A 19,906-nucleotide genomic window follows, 5' to 3' on the forward strand; every position below is an offset into this window, starting at 1 on the left:
TTCTTGGCAGAGTTCACAACCTTGCAGAAAATGTTCGGTAACTTACATGTCAACGCGGATAGTGATTAATGACACATTATCTCGTGTGACCTAAGTTCCTCTCACCCAAGGAGACGAAGCTCTATGAGTGACGTAGCTGCAACTCCTGTCTCGCGCCGCGAACCCACCGGTAGCGAGTTCATCGCGATGCGCGACTCCGCCGAATTCGGCGAGCTGCGCCGTACTTACCGGAGTTTTACTTTTCCCATGACCGTGGCCTTCTTTGTGTGGTACGTGGTCTACGTTTTAGCTGCCGTGTTTGCCCCTAGCTTTATGGCAATCGAGCTTGGTGGCGGCTGGAATATCGGACTGGTTTTCGGCCTAGCCCAGTTCCTCACCACCTTCATTATCACGTGGATCTATGTGAAGTACGCCAATAAGAATATCGAGCCTAAGTCGGCCGCCATCCGTGAAAAGTTGGAGGGCATGTAATGATTACCACCACCCTCGCCGCCGAATCTTCCGCTGGCAATCCCATCTTGAACATCTCCATTTTCGGCATCTTCCTTTTCATCACCATGGCGGTGGTGCTGCGCGCCGGAAAGACCACGAAGAAAGCCTCGGACTTTTATACCGGTGGCGGCACCTTCTCCGGCCGACAAAACGGCCTCGCCATCTCTGGTGACTACCTCTCCGCTGCATCGTTCCTGGGCATCGTTGGCGCTGTGGCGCTCAATGGCTACGACGGCTTTTTGTACTCAGTCGGCTTCTTTGTTGCCTGGCTGGTAGCACTCATGCTCGTTGCCGAGCCTATGCGTAACGTTGGACGCTTCACCATGGCGGATGTCTTGTCTTTCCGTTTGAAGCAGAAGCCCGTGCGCGTAGCAGCGTCCATCGCCACCCTCTTTGTCACGCTCTTCTACCTCATCGCACAGATGGCAGGCGCAGGATCTCTAGTGGCCGTGCTGCTGGATATCCACGATTTTAAGTGGCAGGCGGTCGTCGTGGGCGTCGTTGGTGTGCTCATGATTGTCTATGTTCTGGTCGGCGGCATGAAGGGCACCACCTACGTGCAGATGATCAAGGCCGTACTGCTGGTAGCCGGTGTGGTCATCATGTGCTTCTTGGTATTCATTGCACTGCGCGGCGGTTTTAGCACCCTGTTCAATAACGCCATTGATATGCACGCCGCCTCTGAACAGATTAAGGAGAAGGGCTATGAAGCTAAAGACATCATGGCCCCTGGCCTGAAATACGGCGCCACCACCGCCACCAAGCTGGATTTCATCTCCCTAGGCATTTCGCTGGTGCTTGGTGTGGGCGGTCTGCCGCACGTGTTGATGCGCTTCTACACCGTGCCTACCGCTACTGAAGCCCGCCGTTCTGTTACCTGGGCGATCGTTATCATCGGCGCCTTCTATCTCATGACCTTGGTCCTGGGGTACGGCGCCGCCGCCTTGGTCGGTCCGGACCGCATCCTCGCCGCGCCGGGCGGGGCTAATGCCGCGGCACCACTGCTTGCGCTGGAGATTGGCGGCTCTATCTTCATGGCGGTTATTTCCGCAGTGGCCTTCGCCACCGTGCTTGCCGTGGTTGCTGGCCTGGCCATTACCGCCTCGGCATCCATCGCCCACGATATTTACCATGCGGTCATCCGCAACGGTAAGTCCACCGAGGCCGAGCAGGTTCGCATTTCCCAGGCCACCGTGGTGGTCCTCGGCATCGTCTCCATCATCCTGGGCATCCTGGCCATGACCCAGAACGTGGCATTTTTGGTCTCCTTGGCCTTCGCGGTTGCGGCTTCTGCCAACCTGCCGACGATCCTGTACTCCCTGTACTGGCGCCGCTTCAATACCGCAGGCGCGGTGGCCTCCATGTACACCGGTGTGGTGTCCTGCCTGGTGCTCATCTTCTTCTCCCCAGCAGTCTCCGGTTCTGAGACCTCCATGTTCCCCGGTGCGGACTGGGCTGTCTTCCCGCTCTCCTCGCCGGGGCTGGTATCCATTCCGCAGTCCTTCTTCGTCGGCTGGTTGGTCTCCATCATGACCAAGCCAGACGACTTGGAGGAGCTTTCTGCAGAAATGGAAGTCCGCTCGCTTACCGGCGTGGGCGTGGAGGCACCCGTCCAGCATTAATTGCCTAGATAGTGCACTCAACCGGTAACATGTATCGACGTGTTTAAAACGTCGTTGACTCGCAAGGCGGCATCAGCCAAGGCTGGTGCCGCTTTGGCCGTATGCATGCTCGCCCTGACCACTACTGCATGCAGCAACGATGAACGCGAAAGCGGCGCGCTTGCCGATGCCCCCTCGGGCGCAACAGACACCAACCGCGACGTCCCACCAGAAGTCAATGAGTTTCTAGAAGGCGATGAGGGGCGCTCTGTTACCTATATTCGGCTGCATGATGGCATGCATATGGGTTCTGCCTCGGAGCACGAGGCTCGCCCGGCGCTCAGCCTCATCAAACTCTATATCGCCACCTACGTCATGGAAAAGGGCGAGTACGAAGATAAGTATGAGGCGCTGGATATGATCGCTAGCTCCTCCGATAAGTCCGCCGAAGACCTCTTTGAAAAATACCCAGAATCCATCGACACCATTGCCGATGAATTCAAGTTGGAATCCACCAAAGCCGGCGAGAAATGGGGTTACTCGCAGACCTCTACGTATGACGTCGCCAGCTTCATTTCGCAGCTCATCGAGCGCGATGAAACCCACCCAGTGCTCGTAGCTATGGCACATGCCGATCCCATCTCTGAGGATGGCTACCGCCAGGACTATGGCACCGCCAAGCTCTCTAACGTGGTGGGCAGCAAGTGGGGCTGGTCCAATGATAAGTCCATCAACTCTTCCGTCTCCTTTGGTGAGAACTTCGTAGCCGCTGCCTCCATCAATGGCTCATCCGATGAGCTTACTGATTACGTAAAAGATGAGGTCACCGGAAAGAGCTTGGGCAAGGCTACCGAGCGTTTCCTCAAGTACAAAGACGGCGAGGACGTGCCGCCGATTGAAACCACTACCTCGGAGACCTCCACGACGTCGTCTAGCAAGAAGGATAAGGACGAAAAACCCGGCACAGGGAAGAAGGATAAATCCGCGTCGAAGGAACCTACCAGCGAATCCACTACGTCCGAAAAGAAGGATAAAGGCAGCTCCGATAAGAAGTCCACAGATAAAAAGAAAGGCTCAGAGAAAACCTCCGAGCCCTCTAAAAAGTAGTACTACCGCGCCTTAGCAACCGTTTCTGCGACGATCTTCGCTAGCTGGCGAATTTGATCGTTGCTCAACGTTTTACCATTGAAAGTGACGCCATCCGCAGTTACCTGCGGTAGGTCTGGCAGCTCTGGATGTTTGCTCTGTAGCTGCGAGCTCAGCTGATTTACCAGGTCGGACGAGCCATTGCTCGGCGCCGTGGCCTGCGGCTGAGTCTTTGGCTGTGTTTTCTTAGTGGTTGGCTTCTTCGCCGGTGCAGGTGCTGCGGACTTGCCCGGTGTCCACTGGCCCCAGTCATCGGCGTAGACCTCGTTAACGTCTACGATGACGCCACCAATGGTCTGCTGTTTGCCGTGCGGCAGCTGGTGAATAGTGGTGCGCGGGTGAATCTTGCCGTTAGAGCCCCAGTCATGCATCCAGAAATACTTGCCGATGCCATCCTGGATTGCCCACTCGATGGTGTTGTAATTACCGTAGACACCTGTCTGGTAGCCGGCCAGCTCCAGCGTCTTGGAAAACGCCTGCAGGTATGGGCGGATTTGGCGGGTGTACTGCTCGCGGGTGGGGTTATCGTCGATAGCAATGTAGATAGGGCGGTTGGTTGGGCCGCCTGCCTTCTTGTGCAGCGCAATCGCCTTCGGTGCATGGACTGCTGCACCTGCTGCGCCCTGTTTCCAATCCGCGGTCTCCGCGCGGCCAAACTGGTAAACGGAAGCGGTAGGCAGGCCTGCTGCCGCATTGGCCTTGGTCTCTTTCAGGGTTACCGGCTTGCCGGCCATCCACGCTGCGTCTGGGCGTTTGTCGGAGACGTACCGAATCGCACCCATATGGCCGGCCTTTTTAATCGCCTGCGGGGAAGGGACACCGGCAGAGTAATCGATGATGGTGCCGCGCACCGGTCCGAGCGCCGCCGCATGGGGAGCGGCAGCACCGATGGCGCCTGCAGTCAGTGCGAGAGCGCCGACCTTAAAGAGGCCGCGACGGGAGAAAGATGGTGACATGTTGAGCTCCTGCAGTAATCACATTTGTCACAGTAGTTAACAATTGCACCATAGCAGGAGGTCTAGGGTCCCAGCCGGAACGAAATCGCATGTCGCGCTTTTACTTTGGGAAACTATTTTGAGTCGTTGCTAAACAACACTCGTGTGGGATTCTCAACCGTGCGCGATACCGTGCAGTCCTTCTCATGGGAGATGCGAATCAGGTTGTCCACGAGCCTGCGAGCTTGGTTACCCTCTGGCGTATCCGGGAACGATAGATCGAACCCCACACGAACCTCTGACAGGCGCGATGCCCCGTCCTCATTTACGCGGTCGCCTTCCACATGCACATCAAAAGATTCCGGCTCCGCGCGCCGGGACGTCACCACATCCACGTCTACCGCGGAGCACCCCGCAACGGCTGCAAGCAAAAGTTCAACGGGGGAGAGGAGTCCCTCACCACTGCCAAACTCAATGCTGGCTCCGGCGGAATTGGTAGCGCGGTATACGGCGGTGTCGAGGCGGGTGAGGTCTACGGTGTACTGCTTTACTACTTCAGACATGTGGCCAGTTTAAGGCGAGGGATTAGGTCATTCGAGTGGTCCAAGGACACACTTATCGGAATATCCGCGTGTTTAGTAGTGATTTAGAAAGTCTGCGTATTGTGAATTCCATGAAGGTCATTGCTATTTACGCGACGGAAACCATGTCTGATTGGGAGTATGCCTACCTCACAACGCAGGTAGCTGAAGCTGAGGCCCAAGTACCGGATCGCTTCAAGGTCTTGTTTGTTGGCGAATCGCTAGAAGCCGTTCGCTCCAAGGGCGGAATCGAGATAGTTCCAGTCCTGACCTTGCAGGACATCCAGAATAGGACTGATATTGCGGCGTTCGTGGTGCCAGGAGCAGATACATACTTTGACGGGCACGAACAGCTGTTGGAGACGATTAAGGTCTTAAATGAGAACCATGTGCTCTTGGCAGCAATCTGTGGTGGAACTTTGGCTTTTGCTCGTGCTGGGGTGCTGGACCACTGCGAACACACTTCAAATGCGCAAGGCTTTCTTGCCTCAGTGAACTACGCCAATATCGATGGCTATAAAGAAGAAGATGCAGTTTTTGATGGTGGAGTGATAACAGCATCAGGCTTGGCTCCAGCGTCTTTCACCGCGGCGGTATTGCGCGCGGCGGGCGTTTACCCAGATGATGTCGTGGACGCTTGGATTCAATTGCATGAGCAAAGAACAGAAGCGGCCTTCGTTGAACATATGAATATGGTTCAGGCGTGGGCCTGTTCAAACTAGCTGGAGTTACCGAAGACCACTTCAACGATTCGGGTTCTTGTTGAAACAAAAGCGGCCTGGCATTCAGCGCTTGTATTTCTCGGCGCAGGCCTTTGAATATTAAGCTACCGGACCTAATAGTCAACCAACTAGTTAACCGCAACTTCAACCAGCCCTGTGATTCAAAACGATGACGAATGTAGAAGTATAAGTCCTTAGAGTATTTGATTCATCGCTAATCCGGCCGTGGCAGCGGTTGGGAAGGAGAATGACCATGAAAGCTCTGTATTGAGCATCCATTTTCTACCTCGTATTGGGATTGGGCGCTGGTGTGTTCTACCGAGAATTCACGCGTGCCAATGATTTCCCCGCGGGGGAGTTCACTCAGCTAAGCGTGGCGCATACTCACTTGCTGGCGCTCGGTTTCATGATGAGCCTTATCTTCTTGGTATTGGAGAAGGTCTTTGGTCTGTCACGAAATCGTGGTCAGTTCAATGCGTTCTTTTGGCTGTATAACGTCGGCGTGGTCGTCACCGTCGGCGTCATGATCTGGCACGGGTGCTTGACCGTATTGGGGGAGGAGTCCACTGCAATGATCTCCGGGATCGCTGGTCTTGGTCATATCCTCATTACGATTGGCCTGATTGCATTCATTGCAGCACTAGGCAACGCCATCAGCGAGGCTCAAGAGGCTTAGGCCCAACCCGTAGCAGGTGACTAATGATGAGCGAGATGGTTACTAAATAGGCGCAGTGTCTCCACGGCGAGACTGGATCTAGCTAAGGCGCGATGGGGCAGGAGTTCGTTTATCGTCCTGCCTGCAGCGCAGTTGTAGGCCGCAGGAATGATTGCTGATAGTTGGGGTCGCAAGCGTTCATTTCTGGCGTGGCTGCGGTCGGATCATTGCCTTGCCATTGACGCTCTACGGCTTGGGCTTTGTGCCTGTGCGGTTGGTAGGCATACTGCTCAGCGAGATTCCGGTGAATAGCTCCGGTCAGGCTTCGACCACCCAGAGTACGGTCCGCCAGGTCGGTTCCGCACTGGGCACCGCGGTTTCTGGGTCGGTATTTTCCATGGCACTTCGGCTAACGCTGCCCAAGACGCTGGAGGCGGCCGGCATCATGGGGCTGGGGGCCGATGGCATAGCAGAAGCAACGCGCCAATCAGCCGGTTTCGCTATTGCAGTACTGCGCGCTCAAGGTGGGCATAGTCCCCCTTTGGCGAGCAGACCAGCGTTGTGGTGCAGGCGCTTAGCGATGGCATGACCGAAGCCGTTCGATACTCGATTCTTGCTGCAACGGCATTCCTGGTGCTGGGCTTTATTAGTGCGATGCGGGTTCGCCGTGCTGCGAACGAAAGCAGTTCCATGGAGCAATCGAACTGATTTATTGCCAGAAAGTTAGTGTAAGTCTGTTGTTTTCCTGGGCGGATTAGATGAGCATAGTTTTTCCACCTTCAACTACGAGGGCTTGCCCATCCCTCAGCAGTAGGAGATTCCAATCTTGTCCGTACTGCGCAACAGTTTCACTGATGACGTTTATAGAATAAGGACCAGTTGTTCCTTGGGCGTGGGGAATAATGACATACGGAGTGAGATTTAGTCCTGTGTGGTCGGTGAGCTGCGGTGCCGTCCGCGGATCGTCCATGATTGATGCCGGTTCGATTGAAGGTCCTGCAACCATTGCGCCGGCAGAACTTCCAGCGTAAAGCGTGCCGTTCTGGACCGCTTCAACTAGCAGGTGGTCGGTACCAGTGAGTCTCAGCGCATCAAGGAGACGGAATGCCTCGCCGCTCGCAACATAGATGCAGTCGGCTAAGTTGATTTCATTGCGTATGTCGCTCGGTTGCGCCTGCGCCACGGTTAAGGGGATTAGTTCCTCTGCCGCATTGCGAATGGTTGTCAACTCTGTTTGGGCGAACGGGGCTTGGCTCATTCCCGCGGCAGCATCATCGATGTACAGCACTCGACCCGAAATGTATTTGCTGATTTCTGGGTGTAGGTATGAGGCGAGGAGTAAGTGCATAGGTTTAGTCTACGTGAGCGCCTTATATGCTTGGGGCAGCAATATCGGAGTATTGAATAATCGGAAAAGTCTCGAGACGCCGATCGGAACGATGTCTCGAGACTTCACATGGTGCCCCAGAGTGGATTCGAACCACCGACACCGGCTTTAGGAGAGCCGTGCTCTATCCCCTGAGCTACTGGGGCGGGGTTGCGTGTGCAACTTGGCTAATCATAGCAGTGGGGCAGGGGTGCCCCGAAATGGCTGGGGCTTGGCTTAGCTCTCGGCCAATTCCTTCTGCTTATTGCGCACGGAGGAAGCTGGTGGGTTGGTTTCGTGGGTGCCGTCGGAGTAAAGGACGGTGGGAATGATGCGGTTGCCGTCGTTGACGGATTCAATCCAGGCGTTGATGTCCTCGGTGTTGTCGGCCTCGACGTCGACAAGCTCGTACGGGGTTTCGGTGCGGTCTAGGTTTTTGATGAGCTTGGCGCAGAAGGGGCACCAGTCGGCGTAGAAGATGGTGACGTCGGAGTTGGTTTCTGGGGTAGCAACAGACATTAGGCTGCATCCTTTCGGTCGTAGGTTAAAAAGCGGTACTTGATGGGAAGATCGCTGGCCTCTTGGTCTGGCAGAGCGAGATGGCCCTTGGCGGAGGTGAGCCAGTCGGTGCTGTGGGCGAGGCCGAATTCCTCGGGGATTTCGGGGGCATAGATGGATTTATCGCCGTATGTATCCCCGATATTGACGCCCATGAGGGTGACCTCAATGCGGTCAACCTGATCCAAGGTGGCGGAGTAGATTTGGCCGCCGCCGATGACCCAGGCGTCGGAAAGCGGGGGCATAGCGGTGATGACCTGGGCGCCGGCGGACCACTGGCCGGGTGTGCGGGAGGAGAGCACGTAATTCTCCCGGCCGGGAAGTGGACGGAATTTAGGATTGAGTGACTCCCAGGTTTTTCGGCCCATGATGACCGGCGCGCCCATGGTCACGTCCTTAAAGTGCTTGAGGTCTTCCGGCACGTGCCAGGGCATTTGCTCGCCATCGCCAATGATTCCATCGAGGGACTGTGCCCAGATTGCGCCCAACATTAGACGGATACCTGCGCCTTGATGGTGGGGTGGGGGTCGTAGCCCTCAATCTCAAAGTCGGCGAAGTCATAGGAGAACATGTCTTTCGCCTTGTGCAGGTTGAGCTGCGGGTACGGGCGTGGCTCGCGGGAGAGCTGCTCTTTGACCTGCTCTACGTGGTCGTTATAGATATGGCAATCGCCGCCGGTCCAGATAAGCTCGCCCACCTTGAGCCCGGCTTGCTGGGCAAACATGTGGGTCAGCGCCGCGTAAGAGGCGATATTGAAGGGCACGCCCAGGAACATATCGGCCGAGCGTTGATAGACCTGCATGGACAGGGTGCCATCGGCCACGTAGAGCTGGAAGAGCAGGTGGCAGGGCATCAGCGCCATTTGGTCTAGCTCCGCGACGTTCCATGCGGAGACCAGATTGCGGCGAGAGTCCGGGTTCTTCTTCAGGGTGTCGAGCGCCTGCTGGATCTGGTCAATGTGCTGGCCATCCGGGGTAGGCCAGGAGCGCCACTGCACGCCGTAGACCGGCCCTAGCTCGCCATTGTCATCCGCCCACTCATTCCAGATGCGGACCTTGTTGTCCTGCAGGAACTTGATATTGGACTCGCCTTTGAGGAACCACAAAAGCTCGCCCAATACCGCGTGGAAATAGACCTTCTTGGTGGTCAGCAGCGGGAAGGACTCGGCCAGGTTATAGCGCAGCTGCGCACCAAAAATGGAGCGCGTGCCGGTGCCGGTGCGGTCGCCTTTGGGCGTGCCGGTCTCTAGGACCTTTTTCAGCAGATCCTCGTACGGGGTCTCAATCATGGGCATTAGTTTAGAAGCCGCCGTTCTCCTCGGCAAAGGCCTGGGCGTGCTCCAAGATTTCATCTTTGAGCTCGGGGCGGCAGATGAGGATATCCGGGATGAAGGTGTCCTCATTATTGAACCGGATTTCGGAGCCGTCGAGGCGGCAGCAGTGCAGACCGGAAGCTTGTGCGACGCCCACCGGGGCGGCCTGATCCCACTCGTACTGGCCACCGGCGTGGATATAACCGTCATAATCGCCGAGCAGCACGTGCATGGCCTTGGCACCCGCGGAGCCGACGCCCACGATTTCATAGCCCATTTTCTCCGCAATATAGTCGGCTACCTTGGGCGGGCGATTGCGGGAGACGACGAACTTCTTAGACAGCGGGCCGGTGACCGCCCGAACGTCCGAGGACTTGAAGGTAACGCCGAGATCCGGCAGGCCCACCGCCGCGTGGATGGGGATACCGTTTTCTACCAGGGCGATGTGTACGGCCCAGTCTTGGCGGCCGGTGGCAAATTCCTTGGTGCCGTCGAGCGGATCCACGATCCACACGCGGTCCTTCTTCAAACGGGCCAGGTCATCGGAGGCTTCCTCAGAGAGCATGCCGTCCTGGGGGCGGTGCTGTTCAAGCACGCGAGCGATCCATTCTTGGGCGGCTTCATCGCCGGCGTCGCCAAGCGAAAGGCCCCGTAGCAGGCCCCCGTTGCGCACGCCTTTCAGGATCTCGCCGCAGCCCTGGGCGAGGGAATTGGTCAGGCGGGAATCAGAAATTTCGACGGTCATGGTGCCCACATTACAACGCGGACTAGAGTGTGGGCATGCCAGAAAACATCCTCGACCGCTTCCGGCCCCAAGTAGCGCAGTGGTTTCGGGATGTATTTGCCGCCCCCACCGCAGTGCAGGCGCAGGCCTGGGAGAAGATTTCCCGCGGTGAGCATGCCCTTGTAGTGGCTCCTACCGGCTCCGGTAAGACCCTCGCCGCGTTCTTGTGGGCGCTGAATAATTTGGTTGAACGCGAAGGCCAGCTGGCGCTGCCGGTAGGCTCTGGCGCCTCGGGTTCCGCTGCTGGGGTGAAGGTGCTGTATATCTCCCCGCTGAAGGCACTCGGCGTGGACGTGGAAAATAACCTGCGCGCCCCGCTGACCGGTATCGCGCGCACCGCGGAGAACCTTGGGCTGGATGTACCGGATATCTCGGTAGGCGTGCGCTCGGGAGATACGCCCTCGGCGGAGCGTGCGCGGCAGGTGCGCAAGCCGCCGGATATCTTGATTACCACCCCGGAGTCAGCCTATTTGATGCTTACCTCTAAGGCGGCGGGGATTTTAAAGACGGTGGATACCGTCATTATCGATGAGATTCATGCCCTGGCTGGCACCAAGCGCGGCGTGCACCTGGCGCTGACCTTGGAGCGCCTACAGCAGGTGGCAGGGGACTTCCAGCGCATTGGACTTTCCGCCACCGTGCGTCCGCTGTCTGCGGTATCGAATTTCTTAGGCGGCAACCGCCCAGTAGAAATTGTCGCGCCGGCCGCGGAGAAGAAGTGGCAGCTGGACGTGCATGTGCCGGTAGAGGATATGTCCGATTTGCCCACACCGGAGCAAGGCTCCACCATCGGGGAGATGACGGTGGATGATGCGATTGGCATCAGCTCTCCTTCCGTGGATGAGTCCGCGCTGCCCACGGCCAAGTCCATCTGGCCGTTTATTGAAGATGACCTCTATGCGGAAATCATGGCGCATCGCTCCACACTGGTATTTGTCAACTCTCGGCGCACGGCCGAGCGGCTGACCAGCCGGCTCAATGAGCTCTATGCGCAAGAGCATGATCCGGATTCGCTGTCGCCCGAAACCCGCCGGGACCCAGCCCAGCTGATGAAGCAGGTCGACGTCGCCGGCAAGGCCCCGGCGGTTATCGCCCGCGCCCACCACGGCTCGGTGTCTAAGGATGAGCGCGCGATGACTGAAACCATGCTGAAAGAAGGAACGCTCAAGGCCGTGGTGGCCACAAGCTCGTTGGAGCTGGGCATCGACATGGGTGCAGTGGAGCTAGTCGTACAGGTGGAATCGCCGCCCTCCGTGGCCTCCGGCCTGCAGCGCGTGGGCCGCGCCGGCCACTTTGTGGGCGCGGTCTCGCATGGCTCCTTTTACCCCAAGCACCGCGCGGATCTAGTGCAGTCCACGCTGACGGTATCGCGCATGCGCGCCGGGCTCATTGAAGAGATGCATACCCCGCGCAACCCGTTGGATGTGCTGGCGCAGCAGACGGTGGCGGCGGTGTCCGCGGCTGGTGAGGACGGGCTTGATGCCGATGAGTGGTACGAGATGGTCCGCCGGGCCTGGCCCTACCGCGATCTGGCGCGCGAGGTCTATGACTCCGTGCTGGACCTGGTAAGCGGCGTCTACCCGTCCACGGACTTTGCAGAGCTTAAACCCCGCGTGGTCTATGACCGTGTGGCGGGAGTGATGACCGCGCGGCCTGGTGCCCAGCGGGTAGCTGTCACCAGCGGTGGCACGATTCCGGATCGGGGCATGTTTGGAGTATTCCTCTATACCGGCTCGGGCGAGGGCTCCGGTGGCCCTCCGCGCCGGGTGGGCGAGCTGGATGAGGAGATGGTTTATGAGTCCCGGGTGGGCGATGTATTCACCTTGGGCGCTACCAGTTGGCGCATCGAGGACATCACGCGCGACCAGGTGTTGGTCACACCCGCGCCGGGGCATACCGGCCGCCTGCCGTTTTGGAATGGCGATGGCGCGGGCCGCCCCTATGAGTTGGGCAAGGCGCTAGGTGAGTATCGCCGCGAGGTCTTTTCCTCGCCGGAGACAATCGCGGACGCCGACGATAATGCGCGCTCCAATATCGTGGCTTACCTGCAGGAACAGAACGAGGCCACGGGTGTCATCCCGGATGAAAAGACGTTGGTGCTGGAACGCTTCCGCGATGAGCTAGGCGATTGGCGGGTGGTGCTGCATACCCCGTTTGGCCGGCCGGTCAACTCCGCATGGGCGTTGGCGGTGGGGGCCAGGGTAGGCGAGCGCACCGGCATGGATCCGCAGGCAGTAGCCGGCGATGACGGCATCGTGCTGCGCCTGCCGGAAGCAGAATCCGAACCTGATGGGTCCATCTTCGCCTTCGACGCCGATGAGATTGCCGATATCGTGGCCGAGCAAGTGGGCAATTCCGCGCTCTTTGCCTCCCGCTTCCGCGAGTGCGCGGCGCGTGCGCTGCTCTTGCCTCGGCGCAACCCAGGCAAGCGCGCGCCGCTGTGGCAACAGCGCCAGCGCGCCGAGCAGCTTTTGGACGTCGCTCGCAAGTACCCGTCCTTTCCCATCATCTTGGAGACGGTGCGCGAGTGCGTGCAGGACGTCTACGATGTTCCCGCGCTTACGGAGGTCATGCGAGAGTTAGGCCACCGCCGCATTCGCATTGCGGAGGTCACCACCGAACAGCCCTCGCCTTTTGCCTCTTCGCTGCTGTTTAACTACACCGGCGCGTTTATGTACGAGGGAGATTCCCCGTTGGCAGAAAAGCGCGCGGCTGCCCTGGCCCTTGACCCCGCGCTTTTAGCCAAATTGCTCGGCACGGTGGAGCTGCGCGAGCTGCTCGATCCAGAGATTATCGCTGAGGTCCACGCACAGCTCCAACGCACCGAGCCCTCGCGCCGGGCCCGCACCACCGAAGAGGTAGCGGATCTGCTGCGCGTGCTCGGGCCGATTCCCGTAGACGAGCTGGGCGAGCACACCGACGTGCCGCTTTCCGCCCTGGACCAGCTGGGCACGCGGATTATGCGCGTGCGCATTGGCGGGCGCGAGCACCTAGCCCAGGCCCCGGATGCACCCCTGCTTCGCGACGCCCTCGGCATCCCCATTCCTCCCGGCATCCCCGCCCAAGTGGCCACCATTTCTGATGCCTTGCCGCAGCTGGTCTCGCGCTGGGCGCGCACCCGCGGCCCCTTCGTGTTGCGCGATCTCACCGCGGCTTTCGGCATTTCCGTCTCTGCCGCGCATACCGTCCTCGGCGCGCTTGATGGGGTAGTAGAAGGCCGCTACCGCCAGGGCGTCGACGAGCAGGAATACTGCGCCGCAGCGGTGCTCAAGACCATCCGCTCGCGTTCGCTCGCCGCTGCGCGTGCCGCTACCGAGCCGGTTTCGGGTGCCACTTTTGCCCGCTTTTTGCCGGAGTGGCATAGCATCGCACCAGCTGGAAAGCGTCCGGCCCTGCGCGGGGCCGATGGTGTCTTTTCCGTCATCGAGCAGCTAGCCGGGGTGCGCCTGCCGGCCTCCGCGTGGGAATCGCTCATCCTGCCCGCGCGGGTGGGAGATTATTCGCCCACCATGCTCGATGAACTTACCTCTAATGGCGAGGTGCTCATCCTCGGCGCCGGCAAGGCCGGCGCGGCAGACCCCTGGATCATGCTGCTGCCCTCGGATTACGCGGCCCAGCTAGCCCCGGAAACCGGTGCCGAGGGCGTGAGCATGCTGCAACGTGCCATCCTCGAAGTCCTGGGCCGCGGCGGCGGTTTCCTCTTTGCCGATATCGCCGCCGAGGTCCCCGGCACCACCGAGGAAACCCGCGAGGCCCTGTGGGGACTGGTGGAGATGGGCCTGGTAAGCCCCGATTCCTTCGCACCGATCCGCACCCGGCTTTCTTCCGGCGGCTCGCGCTCAGGTCGCACCGCGCATCGTTCGAAGCGGCGACCCACCCGCTCTCGCCTGCGAATGGGGCGCACCTCCTTCGCCCAAGCTCAGAACGCCGCGGCCGCGCAGACCCCACCCGATGTGATGGGCAGGTGGTCCCTTGCCGTGCCCGCCGCCACCGATGCCACCTCCCGCTCCGTGGCACACGGCGAGGCCTGGCTCGACCGTTATGGCGTGCTCACCCGCGGTTCCGTCGTGGCCGAAGACGTGCTCGGTGGTTTTGCGCTGGCCTATAAGGTGCTCTCCGGTTTTGAGGAATCCGGCGAGGCCATGCGCGGCTACGTGATCGACGGGCTGGGTGCTGCCCAGTTTTCTACGCCTGCCATCATCGACCGCCTGCGCGGCCTGGCCGATTCCCCGGATGTCACCGGATGGCCGTCTGGTACCACCGAGCCCGAGACCTTTGTCCTCGCCGCCTGCGACCCGGCCAATCCCTACGGTGCGGCCCTGCCCTGGCCGCAGCGCGACGACGCTGACGGCAAAGCCACCGGCGGGCCCCCCCGCTCGGCCGGCGCTTTGGTAGTGCTTATCGACGGCCTACCCATCGCCCACCTCACGCGCGGCGGGAAAACCCTCACCACCTTCCTGGAATCGCTGCCGGGTGGCATCGACCCGGCGGAGGTATATCCCCGCCTGGTAAGCGCGCTTACAGACATGGTGGCAAGGGGAGCGCTGTCGCCGTTGGTTATCGAAAAGTGCAATGGCAATCCCATTCATAAGACCGATGCCGCCGCCCACCTGCGCGAAGCTGGTGCCGGAATTACTCCCAAGGGCGTGCGCATCTCCGCTCGTGCCGCCGCTCCGCGCACCCCACGCGCCGGACGCCGCGCGAGCGAGGCCATCGAAGAACTCAGCTTTGATGATCCGCCACCTGCACCGCGCAATAATGGTGGCTTCCGCCTGCGCGGCGGGTACCGTCGCTAAAGATCCACTGGAGGTGTTATGCCCGAAGGCGATTCCGTCCTGCAGCTATCCAACCGCCTGCAGTTCATGGCCGGACGCGAGGTCACTGGCTGTTCCGTGCGCGTGCCGCGCTATGCCACCGTGCACCTAGACGGCATGGTGTGCGAGCGCGTCTGGCCCTATGGCAAGCACCTCTTCATGCAATTCGACCAGACTATCGTGCACACTCACCTCAAGATGGAAGGTACCTGGGCCATCCATTACGCAGGCGACCGCTGGCGCAAGCCCGGACATACCGCGCGCATCGTCCTGCAGCTAGCCAACGCCCCGCGCGATATTGAGGTCGTTGGTCACCAGCTAGGCCTCGTGGATATCTATCCCGCCGACCAATACCACCAACGCATCGCCCACCTCGGACCGGATATTCTCGACCCCGACTGGGACCGCGAAGAAGCCCTGCGGCGGCTAAATAACCGTCCCCAACGCGCCATTGGCGCGGCGCTGCTCGACCAAAAGGTCGTCGCTGGCATCGGCAATGAATACCGCGCCGAGGCCTGTTTCCTAGCAGGGGTGCACCCGGCCACACCAGTATCCGAGGTGGATACCGCCCGCATCCTCGACATCTCTCGGCGCATCATGTGGGCTAATCGCACCTCCCCGGTGCGCGTGACCACCGGCGTGCGCCGCGCCGGGGAGACGACCTATGTCTTCGGGCGCAATCGCAAGCGCTGCCGCCGCTGCGGCACCTTCATTACCAAGGGCGCACTCGGCGGTGTGGATGCCGGCGGCGATGAAGGCGAACTCGAGCGCATCATCTGGTGGTGCCCACATTGTCAGCCACTTCACCCCGCGCACTAAGACTCCCGCGCTAGTGTGGGGGACATGCGTACCTTTCTTAACATCGTTTGGTTTATCACCGGCGGGTTCCTCCTAGCCCTTGCCTATTTCCTCTTTGGCATCATTGCCTGCATCTTCATCGTCACCATCCCCGCGGGCGTGGCGTCGTTCCGCATGGCTAATTTCGCCCTGTGGCCATTTGGCCGTTCGGTAGTGCAGCCAGTCAAGGGCAGCGGCTCCATGTCCACCTTCTCCAATGTCGTCTGGTTCGTCGTCGCCGGCCTGTGGCTGGCCATTGGTCACGTAACCACCGCGGCGGCACAGGTAGTGACCATCGTGGGCATTCCGGCCGCGCTGGCCAACCTGAAGATGATCCCGGTGACCTGCTTCCCATTTGGCCGCCGAATTGTGAACTCGGAGGAGATCCCCTTCGGCTGGGAGCCGATGGTCAAACTTTAAGCGCCGGACCGCAGACAAAACAAGCACGTTCTGCCTAATTTCGTGCTGATTATGGGCAGAACGTGCTTGTTTTATAACGCCTTGGGGAGAAAGACCATAAAGCAGCCGCGCTATCCGCCCGCGGAAGGTTCGAAAGCGGGTTAACGCGGCTAAAAGTGGGCGTTTAGCGGTTGGAGCGGTACCAACCGATGAGCTCATCGGTGGATTGGTCGCCGGATGCGGCTTCTTCCTTGCCGGAGACTGCCAGTGCCAGGTCATTAGCTTGCTGCTTGCCCAGCTCCACGCCCCACTGGTCGAAGGAGTTGATATCCCAGATAACGCCCTGGGTGAACACGATGTGCTCGTAGAGTGCGATGAGCGCGCCGAGGGTTTGCGGGGTGAGCTCCTCAGCCAGGATGGTGGTGGTTGGGCGGTTGCCTGGCATGACCTTGTGCGGCACGACGGCCTCATCGACGCCCTCTGCCGCGATTTCTTCCGCGGTCTTGCCAAAGGCTAGTACCTTGGTCTGGGCAAAGAAATTGCCCATGAGCAGATCATGCATGGAGCCGGAGCCATCGGCGGTGGGGAAGTCCTGCTTCGGGCGGGCAAACCCAATAAAGTCCGCTGGGATGAGGCGGGTGCCTTGGTGCATGAGCTGGAAGAAGGCGTGCTGGCCATTGGTTCCTGGCTCTCCCCAGTAGATTTCTCCGGTGGACGGGACGGTGACCGCGGTGCCGTCGCGGCGCACGGACTTACCGTTGGATTCCATGGTCAGCTGCTGCAGGTAGGCCGGGAAACGGCCGAGGTCCTGCGAATAGGGCAGCACGGCGTGAGTCTGGGCGCCGAAGAAGTTGGTGTACCAGACACCAAGGAGCCCCATGAGCGCGGGGACGTTTTCTTCCAGCGGAGCGGTGCGGAAGTGCTCGTCCATGGCGTGGAAGCCCTCGAGGAAGCGCATGAAGTCCATCGGACCAATGGTGCACATAAGGGATAAGCCAATGGCGCAATCCACGGAGTAGCGGCCGCCAACCCAATTCCAAAACGGGAACATATTCTCGGTATCGATGCCGAATTCGGCTACCTTTTCCGCATTGGTGGATACGGCGACAAAGTGCTTTGCTACGGCGGATTCATCGCCATCGAATTGCTCGATGAGCCAGCGGCGCGCGGCGTGTGCGTTGGTCAGCGTCTCTTGGGTAGTGAAGGTCTTGGAGGCGATGATAAATAGGGTGGATTCTGCATCCAGGCCATCGAGGGTGGCGGCCATATCGGCGGGGTCCACGTTGGAAACGAACTCTGCGGAGATGCCAGCGACCTCGTAGGAGCGCAATGCCTTAGCTGCCATGGCCGGACCAAGGTCGGAGCCACCGATGCCGATGTTGACCACCTTTTTGATGGTGTGACCGGTGTGCCCCAGCCACGAGCCGGAGCGCAGTGCAGTGGCGAAGTCGCGCATGCGGCCTAGGACCTCGTGGACATCGGCGGCGACGTCTTGGCCATCGACACTTAAGTCATCTTCGACCGGGATGCGCAGCGCGGTGTGCAATACAGCGCGATCCTCGGTGTTATTGATGTGCTCGCCGGCGAACATGGCATCGCGGCGGGACTCTAGGTCGGCGGCCTTGGCTACTTCCACCAGCTGCTTGACGACGTCCCCGTCGATCAGATTCTTCGATAGATCGACGTGCAGGCCGGCGGCGTCGAAGGTGAAGTTGCGGGCGCGGTCTGCATCGGCGGAGAAAAGCTCGCGGAGGTTGAGGTCCTTTTTATCCTCATATACTTTCGCGAGCTCGCTCCACTGGGCAGATGCGGTGATATCCATGATGTTTGGCCTTTCTGGCAACTAGCGCATTGGCAACATTTACCTCTCCCACCGTAGTCCAGAAAGGGCAACCGCGTCGGGCCCTTCTAGAGGATGAGCGCGCCTGCCCAGCCGGCGATGAGCAGCGGAATATTGAAGTGGATAAAGGTGGGAATGACCGAGTCACGGATGTGGTCGTGCTGGCCGTCCGCGCCGAGGCCCGCGGTGGGGCCGAGGGTGGAATCGGAGGCGGGAGAGCCGGCGTCGCCAAGCGCGCCTGCAGTGCCAATGAGCGCAACGGTGGCCGCGGGACTAAAACCCAGCGACATGCACAGCGGCACGTAGATAACGGAAATAATGGGCAGCGTGGAAAACGACGAGCCGATGCCCATGGTGACTACCAAGCCCACCACCAGCATGGCACCGGCGGAAAGGACCTTATTGGTGCCAAAGAGGTTAGCGGTGGCATCCACCAGTGGGCCGACCTCATTGGTGGCCGTCATGACCGAGGCAAAGCCCTGGGCGGTGATCATGATGAAGCCGATGAGCGCCATCATCTTCATGCCATTGGTGAAAACGTCATCGGCATGCTTCCAATCCACCGCGCCGGTCAGCAGCAAAATACCCAGGCCGGTCAGTGCGCCGACCATGAGGCCATCGGATTCGAAGTCGAGCGCCTGCATGACAATCTGCACCGCAAAGGTGGCAATGATGGCCACGACGGAAACCCAGACCTTATAGGTAGAAGGGGTCTCTTGGTGCTCCGCAGCGGCGATGGGTAGGTCCTTATAGTTACGCGGCTTGCGGTAGCTAAAGAAAATAGCGATGAGCAGGCCTGCGAGCATACCGAGCGCCGGCACACCCATAACCTGCATGATATTGATATCCGAGGTATCCAACCCTGCCTGCTGGATATTAAATAACAGGATGTCGTTTAAGTAGATGGAGCCAAAGCCCACCGGGATGAACATGTAGGTGGTAATAAGACCAAAGGTCAGGCAGGTGGTAATGAGCCGGCGGTCTAGGCGCAGCTTATTCATCACCTTAAGCAGCGGCGGAACGATAAGTGGAATGAAAGCAATGTGAACCGGGATGAGGTTTTGGCTCATCACGGACATGGCGATGAGGCCGAGGATGAGCATCCACTTTGTGGCTAGGGCCGCCTTGGGATCCGCTTCGCCGCTGCCGCCGAGCTTGCGAATGAGGAAGTTCGCCAGGATTTGCGGCAGCCCGGCTGAGGCCACGCCCATCGCAAAAGCGCCCAAGAGGGCATAGCTCAGCGCAATCTTGGCGCCGCCGCCCAAGCCATCTTGGAAGGCAACCATGGTGGCATCGAGTCCCATGCCGGACATGAGCCCGCCGACGATGGCACCCAAGAAGAGAGCCACCACCACGTGCACGCGCAAAAGGGCGAGCACGAGCATGACTATGACGGCGATGAGAACTGCATTCATGCTTAGCCAGGATACTGCATAGTATCGGCTGGCCAGTAATTATTCGGCTAGCCCAACCGCCCGCGGCCCATGCGCAGCAGCGCCGAGGCAATAGTGGGGCCTTCCTCGCCGAGTTCATCGCGGAACTGATTCAAAATTGCGATCTCGCGCGTGTGGACGAGGCGGGTGCCGCCGGAGCTCATGCGGGTGCGGCCGATGGCCTGGGAGACTTCCGTGCGGCGCTTGGCGGCGTCCAAAATGATGCGGTCCATGCGGTTGATTTCTTCGCGATATTGTTGGATCTCCGCATCAGAAAGGGGATCATCCGTGCCTGAAGGCGTGCGGATATCCAAGCCATTATTGACGATGTCCTTTTTATCTTCTGCGGTCATAAAACCATATTGTGCCACCCGCTCGTGCAAAAGGAAATAGCAGCTCGCACGGCGGATACGGGGCGTGTCCGATGGGGC

Annotated in this window: 19 protein-coding genes and 1 tRNA gene; 9 read left to right on the top strand and 11 right to left on the bottom strand. The window is 59.6% G+C overall.

All coding sequences use genetic code 11. The annotated features are described in order from the left end of the window. Positions 1-123: 123 nt before the first annotated feature. The 3 genes from MHK05_RS04815 to MHK05_RS04825 all read left to right on the top strand — a co-directional run bounded on the left by MHK05_RS04815 (position 124) and on the right by MHK05_RS04825 (position 3,200). Complete coding sequence (locus MHK05_RS04815) at positions 124-471, top strand: DUF485 domain-containing protein (RefSeq protein ID WP_239205179.1); 348 nt, start codon at positions 124-126, stop codon at positions 469-471. Then, positions 471-2,114 (top strand): monocarboxylic acid transporter, encoded by a 1,644-nt coding sequence (locus MHK05_RS04820; protein WP_239205181.1) that lies wholly within the window; start codon positions 471-473, stop codon positions 2,112-2,114. Before MHK05_RS04815 ends, MHK05_RS04820 begins: the two co-directional genes overlap by 1 nt. A gap of 93 nt (positions 2,115-2,207) precedes the next feature. Continuing rightward, positions 2,208-3,200 (top strand): hypothetical protein, encoded by a 993-nt coding sequence (locus MHK05_RS04825; protein WP_275436420.1) that lies wholly within the window; start codon positions 2,208-2,210, stop codon positions 3,198-3,200. Positions 3,201-3,202: 2 nt separating this feature from the next. Here the strand turns inward: MHK05_RS04825 and MHK05_RS04830 are convergent, their stop codons facing one another. Next, a complete protein-coding gene (locus tag MHK05_RS04830; protein ID WP_239205185.1) occupies positions 3,203-4,195 on the bottom strand; it encodes a DUF1906 domain-containing protein in 993 nt (330 codons plus the stop codon). A 113-nt stretch (positions 4,196-4,308) separates the two neighbouring features. After that, the gene (locus MHK05_RS04835; RefSeq protein WP_239205187.1) at positions 4,309-4,737 is read right to left on the bottom strand and encodes an OsmC family protein; all 429 of its coding nucleotides are present in this window, start codon (positions 4,735-4,737) and stop codon (positions 4,309-4,311) included. A gap of 110 nt (positions 4,738-4,847) precedes the next feature. Here MHK05_RS04835 and MHK05_RS04840 point away from each other — a divergent pair, with 110 nt between their 5' ends. From MHK05_RS04840 to MHK05_RS04850, 3 genes are all read left to right on the top strand, one after another. After that, positions 4,848-5,477, top strand: a complete 630-nt coding sequence (locus MHK05_RS04840; RefSeq protein ID WP_239205189.1) for a DJ-1/PfpI family protein — start codon at positions 4,848-4,850, stop codon at positions 5,475-5,477. A 277-nt stretch (positions 5,478-5,754) separates the two neighbouring features. Then, complete coding sequence (locus MHK05_RS04845) at positions 5,755-6,153, top strand: DUF2871 domain-containing protein (RefSeq protein ID WP_411338607.1); 399 nt, start codon at positions 5,755-5,757, stop codon at positions 6,151-6,153. Between the two features lie 211 nt (positions 6,154-6,364). Beyond that, positions 6,365-6,721 carry an MFS transporter gene (locus MHK05_RS04850; RefSeq protein WP_239205193.1) on the top strand — a complete coding sequence of 119 codons (357 nt, stop codon included), beginning with the start codon at positions 6,365-6,367 and terminating at the stop codon, positions 6,719-6,721. A gap of 165 nt (positions 6,722-6,886) precedes the next feature. On the opposite strand, the gene MHK05_RS04855 is transcribed toward MHK05_RS04850, so the two are convergent. The 6 genes from MHK05_RS04855 to MHK05_RS04880 all read right to left on the bottom strand — a co-directional run bounded on the left by MHK05_RS04855 (position 6,887) and on the right by MHK05_RS04880 (position 10,113). Next, positions 6,887-7,480, bottom strand: coding sequence for a Type 1 glutamine amidotransferase-like domain-containing protein (locus tag MHK05_RS04855; RefSeq protein ID WP_239205195.1), 594 nt, complete (start codon positions 7,478-7,480; stop codon positions 6,887-6,889). Positions 7,481-7,589: 109 nt separating this feature from the next. After that, positions 7,590-7,665, bottom strand: a tRNA-Arg gene (locus tag MHK05_RS04860). 70 nt (positions 7,666-7,735) lie between these two features. Further along, the gene (locus MHK05_RS04865; protein WP_086588986.1) at positions 7,736-8,017 is read right to left on the bottom strand and encodes a glutaredoxin domain-containing protein; all 282 of its coding nucleotides are present in this window, start codon (positions 8,015-8,017) and stop codon (positions 7,736-7,738) included. Further along, positions 8,017-8,547: a dihydrofolate reductase gene (locus MHK05_RS04870; RefSeq protein ID WP_239205197.1), complete on the bottom strand. Its 531-nt coding sequence runs from the start codon at positions 8,545-8,547 to the stop codon at positions 8,017-8,019. The genes MHK05_RS04865 and MHK05_RS04870 overlap by 1 nt, the downstream gene beginning before the upstream one ends. After that, positions 8,547-9,350: a thymidylate synthase gene (locus tag MHK05_RS04875; protein WP_239205199.1), complete on the bottom strand. Its 804-nt coding sequence runs from the start codon at positions 9,348-9,350 to the stop codon at positions 8,547-8,549. The genes MHK05_RS04870 and MHK05_RS04875 overlap by 1 nt, the downstream gene beginning before the upstream one ends. Before the next feature lie 4 nt (positions 9,351-9,354). Then, on the bottom strand, positions 9,355-10,113 hold the full coding sequence (locus MHK05_RS04880; protein ID WP_239205201.1) for a 3'(2'),5'-bisphosphate nucleotidase CysQ: 759 nt from the start codon (positions 10,111-10,113) through the stop codon (positions 9,355-9,357). Positions 10,114-10,148: 35 nt separating this feature from the next. On the opposite strand from MHK05_RS04880, the gene MHK05_RS04885 reads away from it, so the two are divergent. Genes MHK05_RS04885 through MHK05_RS04895 form a run of 3 tightly spaced genes read left to right on the top strand, consistent with a single transcriptional unit; the run spans position 10,149 to position 16,223 of the window. Beyond that, positions 10,149-14,948 carry an ATP-dependent helicase gene (locus MHK05_RS04885; RefSeq protein ID WP_239205203.1) on the top strand — a complete coding sequence of 1,600 codons (4,800 nt, stop codon included), beginning with the start codon at positions 10,149-10,151 and terminating at the stop codon, positions 14,946-14,948. An 18-nt stretch (positions 14,949-14,966) separates the two neighbouring features. Then, positions 14,967-15,785: a DNA-formamidopyrimidine glycosylase family protein gene (locus MHK05_RS04890; protein ID WP_239205205.1), complete on the top strand. Its 819-nt coding sequence runs from the start codon at positions 14,967-14,969 to the stop codon at positions 15,783-15,785. 24 nt (positions 15,786-15,809) lie between these two features. Beyond that, positions 15,810-16,223: a YccF domain-containing protein gene (locus tag MHK05_RS04895; protein WP_023021991.1), complete on the top strand. Its 414-nt coding sequence runs from the start codon at positions 15,810-15,812 to the stop codon at positions 16,221-16,223. A 163-nt stretch (positions 16,224-16,386) separates the two neighbouring features. Here the strand turns inward: MHK05_RS04895 and pgi are convergent, their stop codons facing one another. The 3 genes from pgi to MHK05_RS04910 all read right to left on the bottom strand — a co-directional run bounded on the left by pgi (position 16,387) and on the right by MHK05_RS04910 (position 19,828). Beyond that, the gene (pgi, locus tag MHK05_RS04900) at positions 16,387-18,024 is read right to left on the bottom strand and encodes a glucose-6-phosphate isomerase (RefSeq protein ID WP_239205207.1); all 1,638 of its coding nucleotides are present in this window, start codon (positions 18,022-18,024) and stop codon (positions 16,387-16,389) included. An 86-nt stretch (positions 18,025-18,110) separates the two neighbouring features. After that, the gene (locus MHK05_RS04905; RefSeq protein ID WP_239205209.1) at positions 18,111-19,457 is read right to left on the bottom strand and encodes a Na+/H+ antiporter family protein; all 1,347 of its coding nucleotides are present in this window, start codon (positions 19,455-19,457) and stop codon (positions 18,111-18,113) included. 47 nt (positions 19,458-19,504) lie between these two features. After that, on the bottom strand, positions 19,505-19,828 hold the full coding sequence (locus MHK05_RS04910) for a chorismate mutase (protein WP_086588683.1): 324 nt from the start codon (positions 19,826-19,828) through the stop codon (positions 19,505-19,507). Between the last annotated feature and the right edge of the window lie 78 nt (positions 19,829-19,906).

It is taken from the genome of Corynebacterium nasorum (genome assembly GCF_022347325.1).
Classification (GTDB): Bacteria; Actinomycetota; Actinomycetes; order Mycobacteriales; family Mycobacteriaceae; genus Corynebacterium; species Corynebacterium kefirresidentii.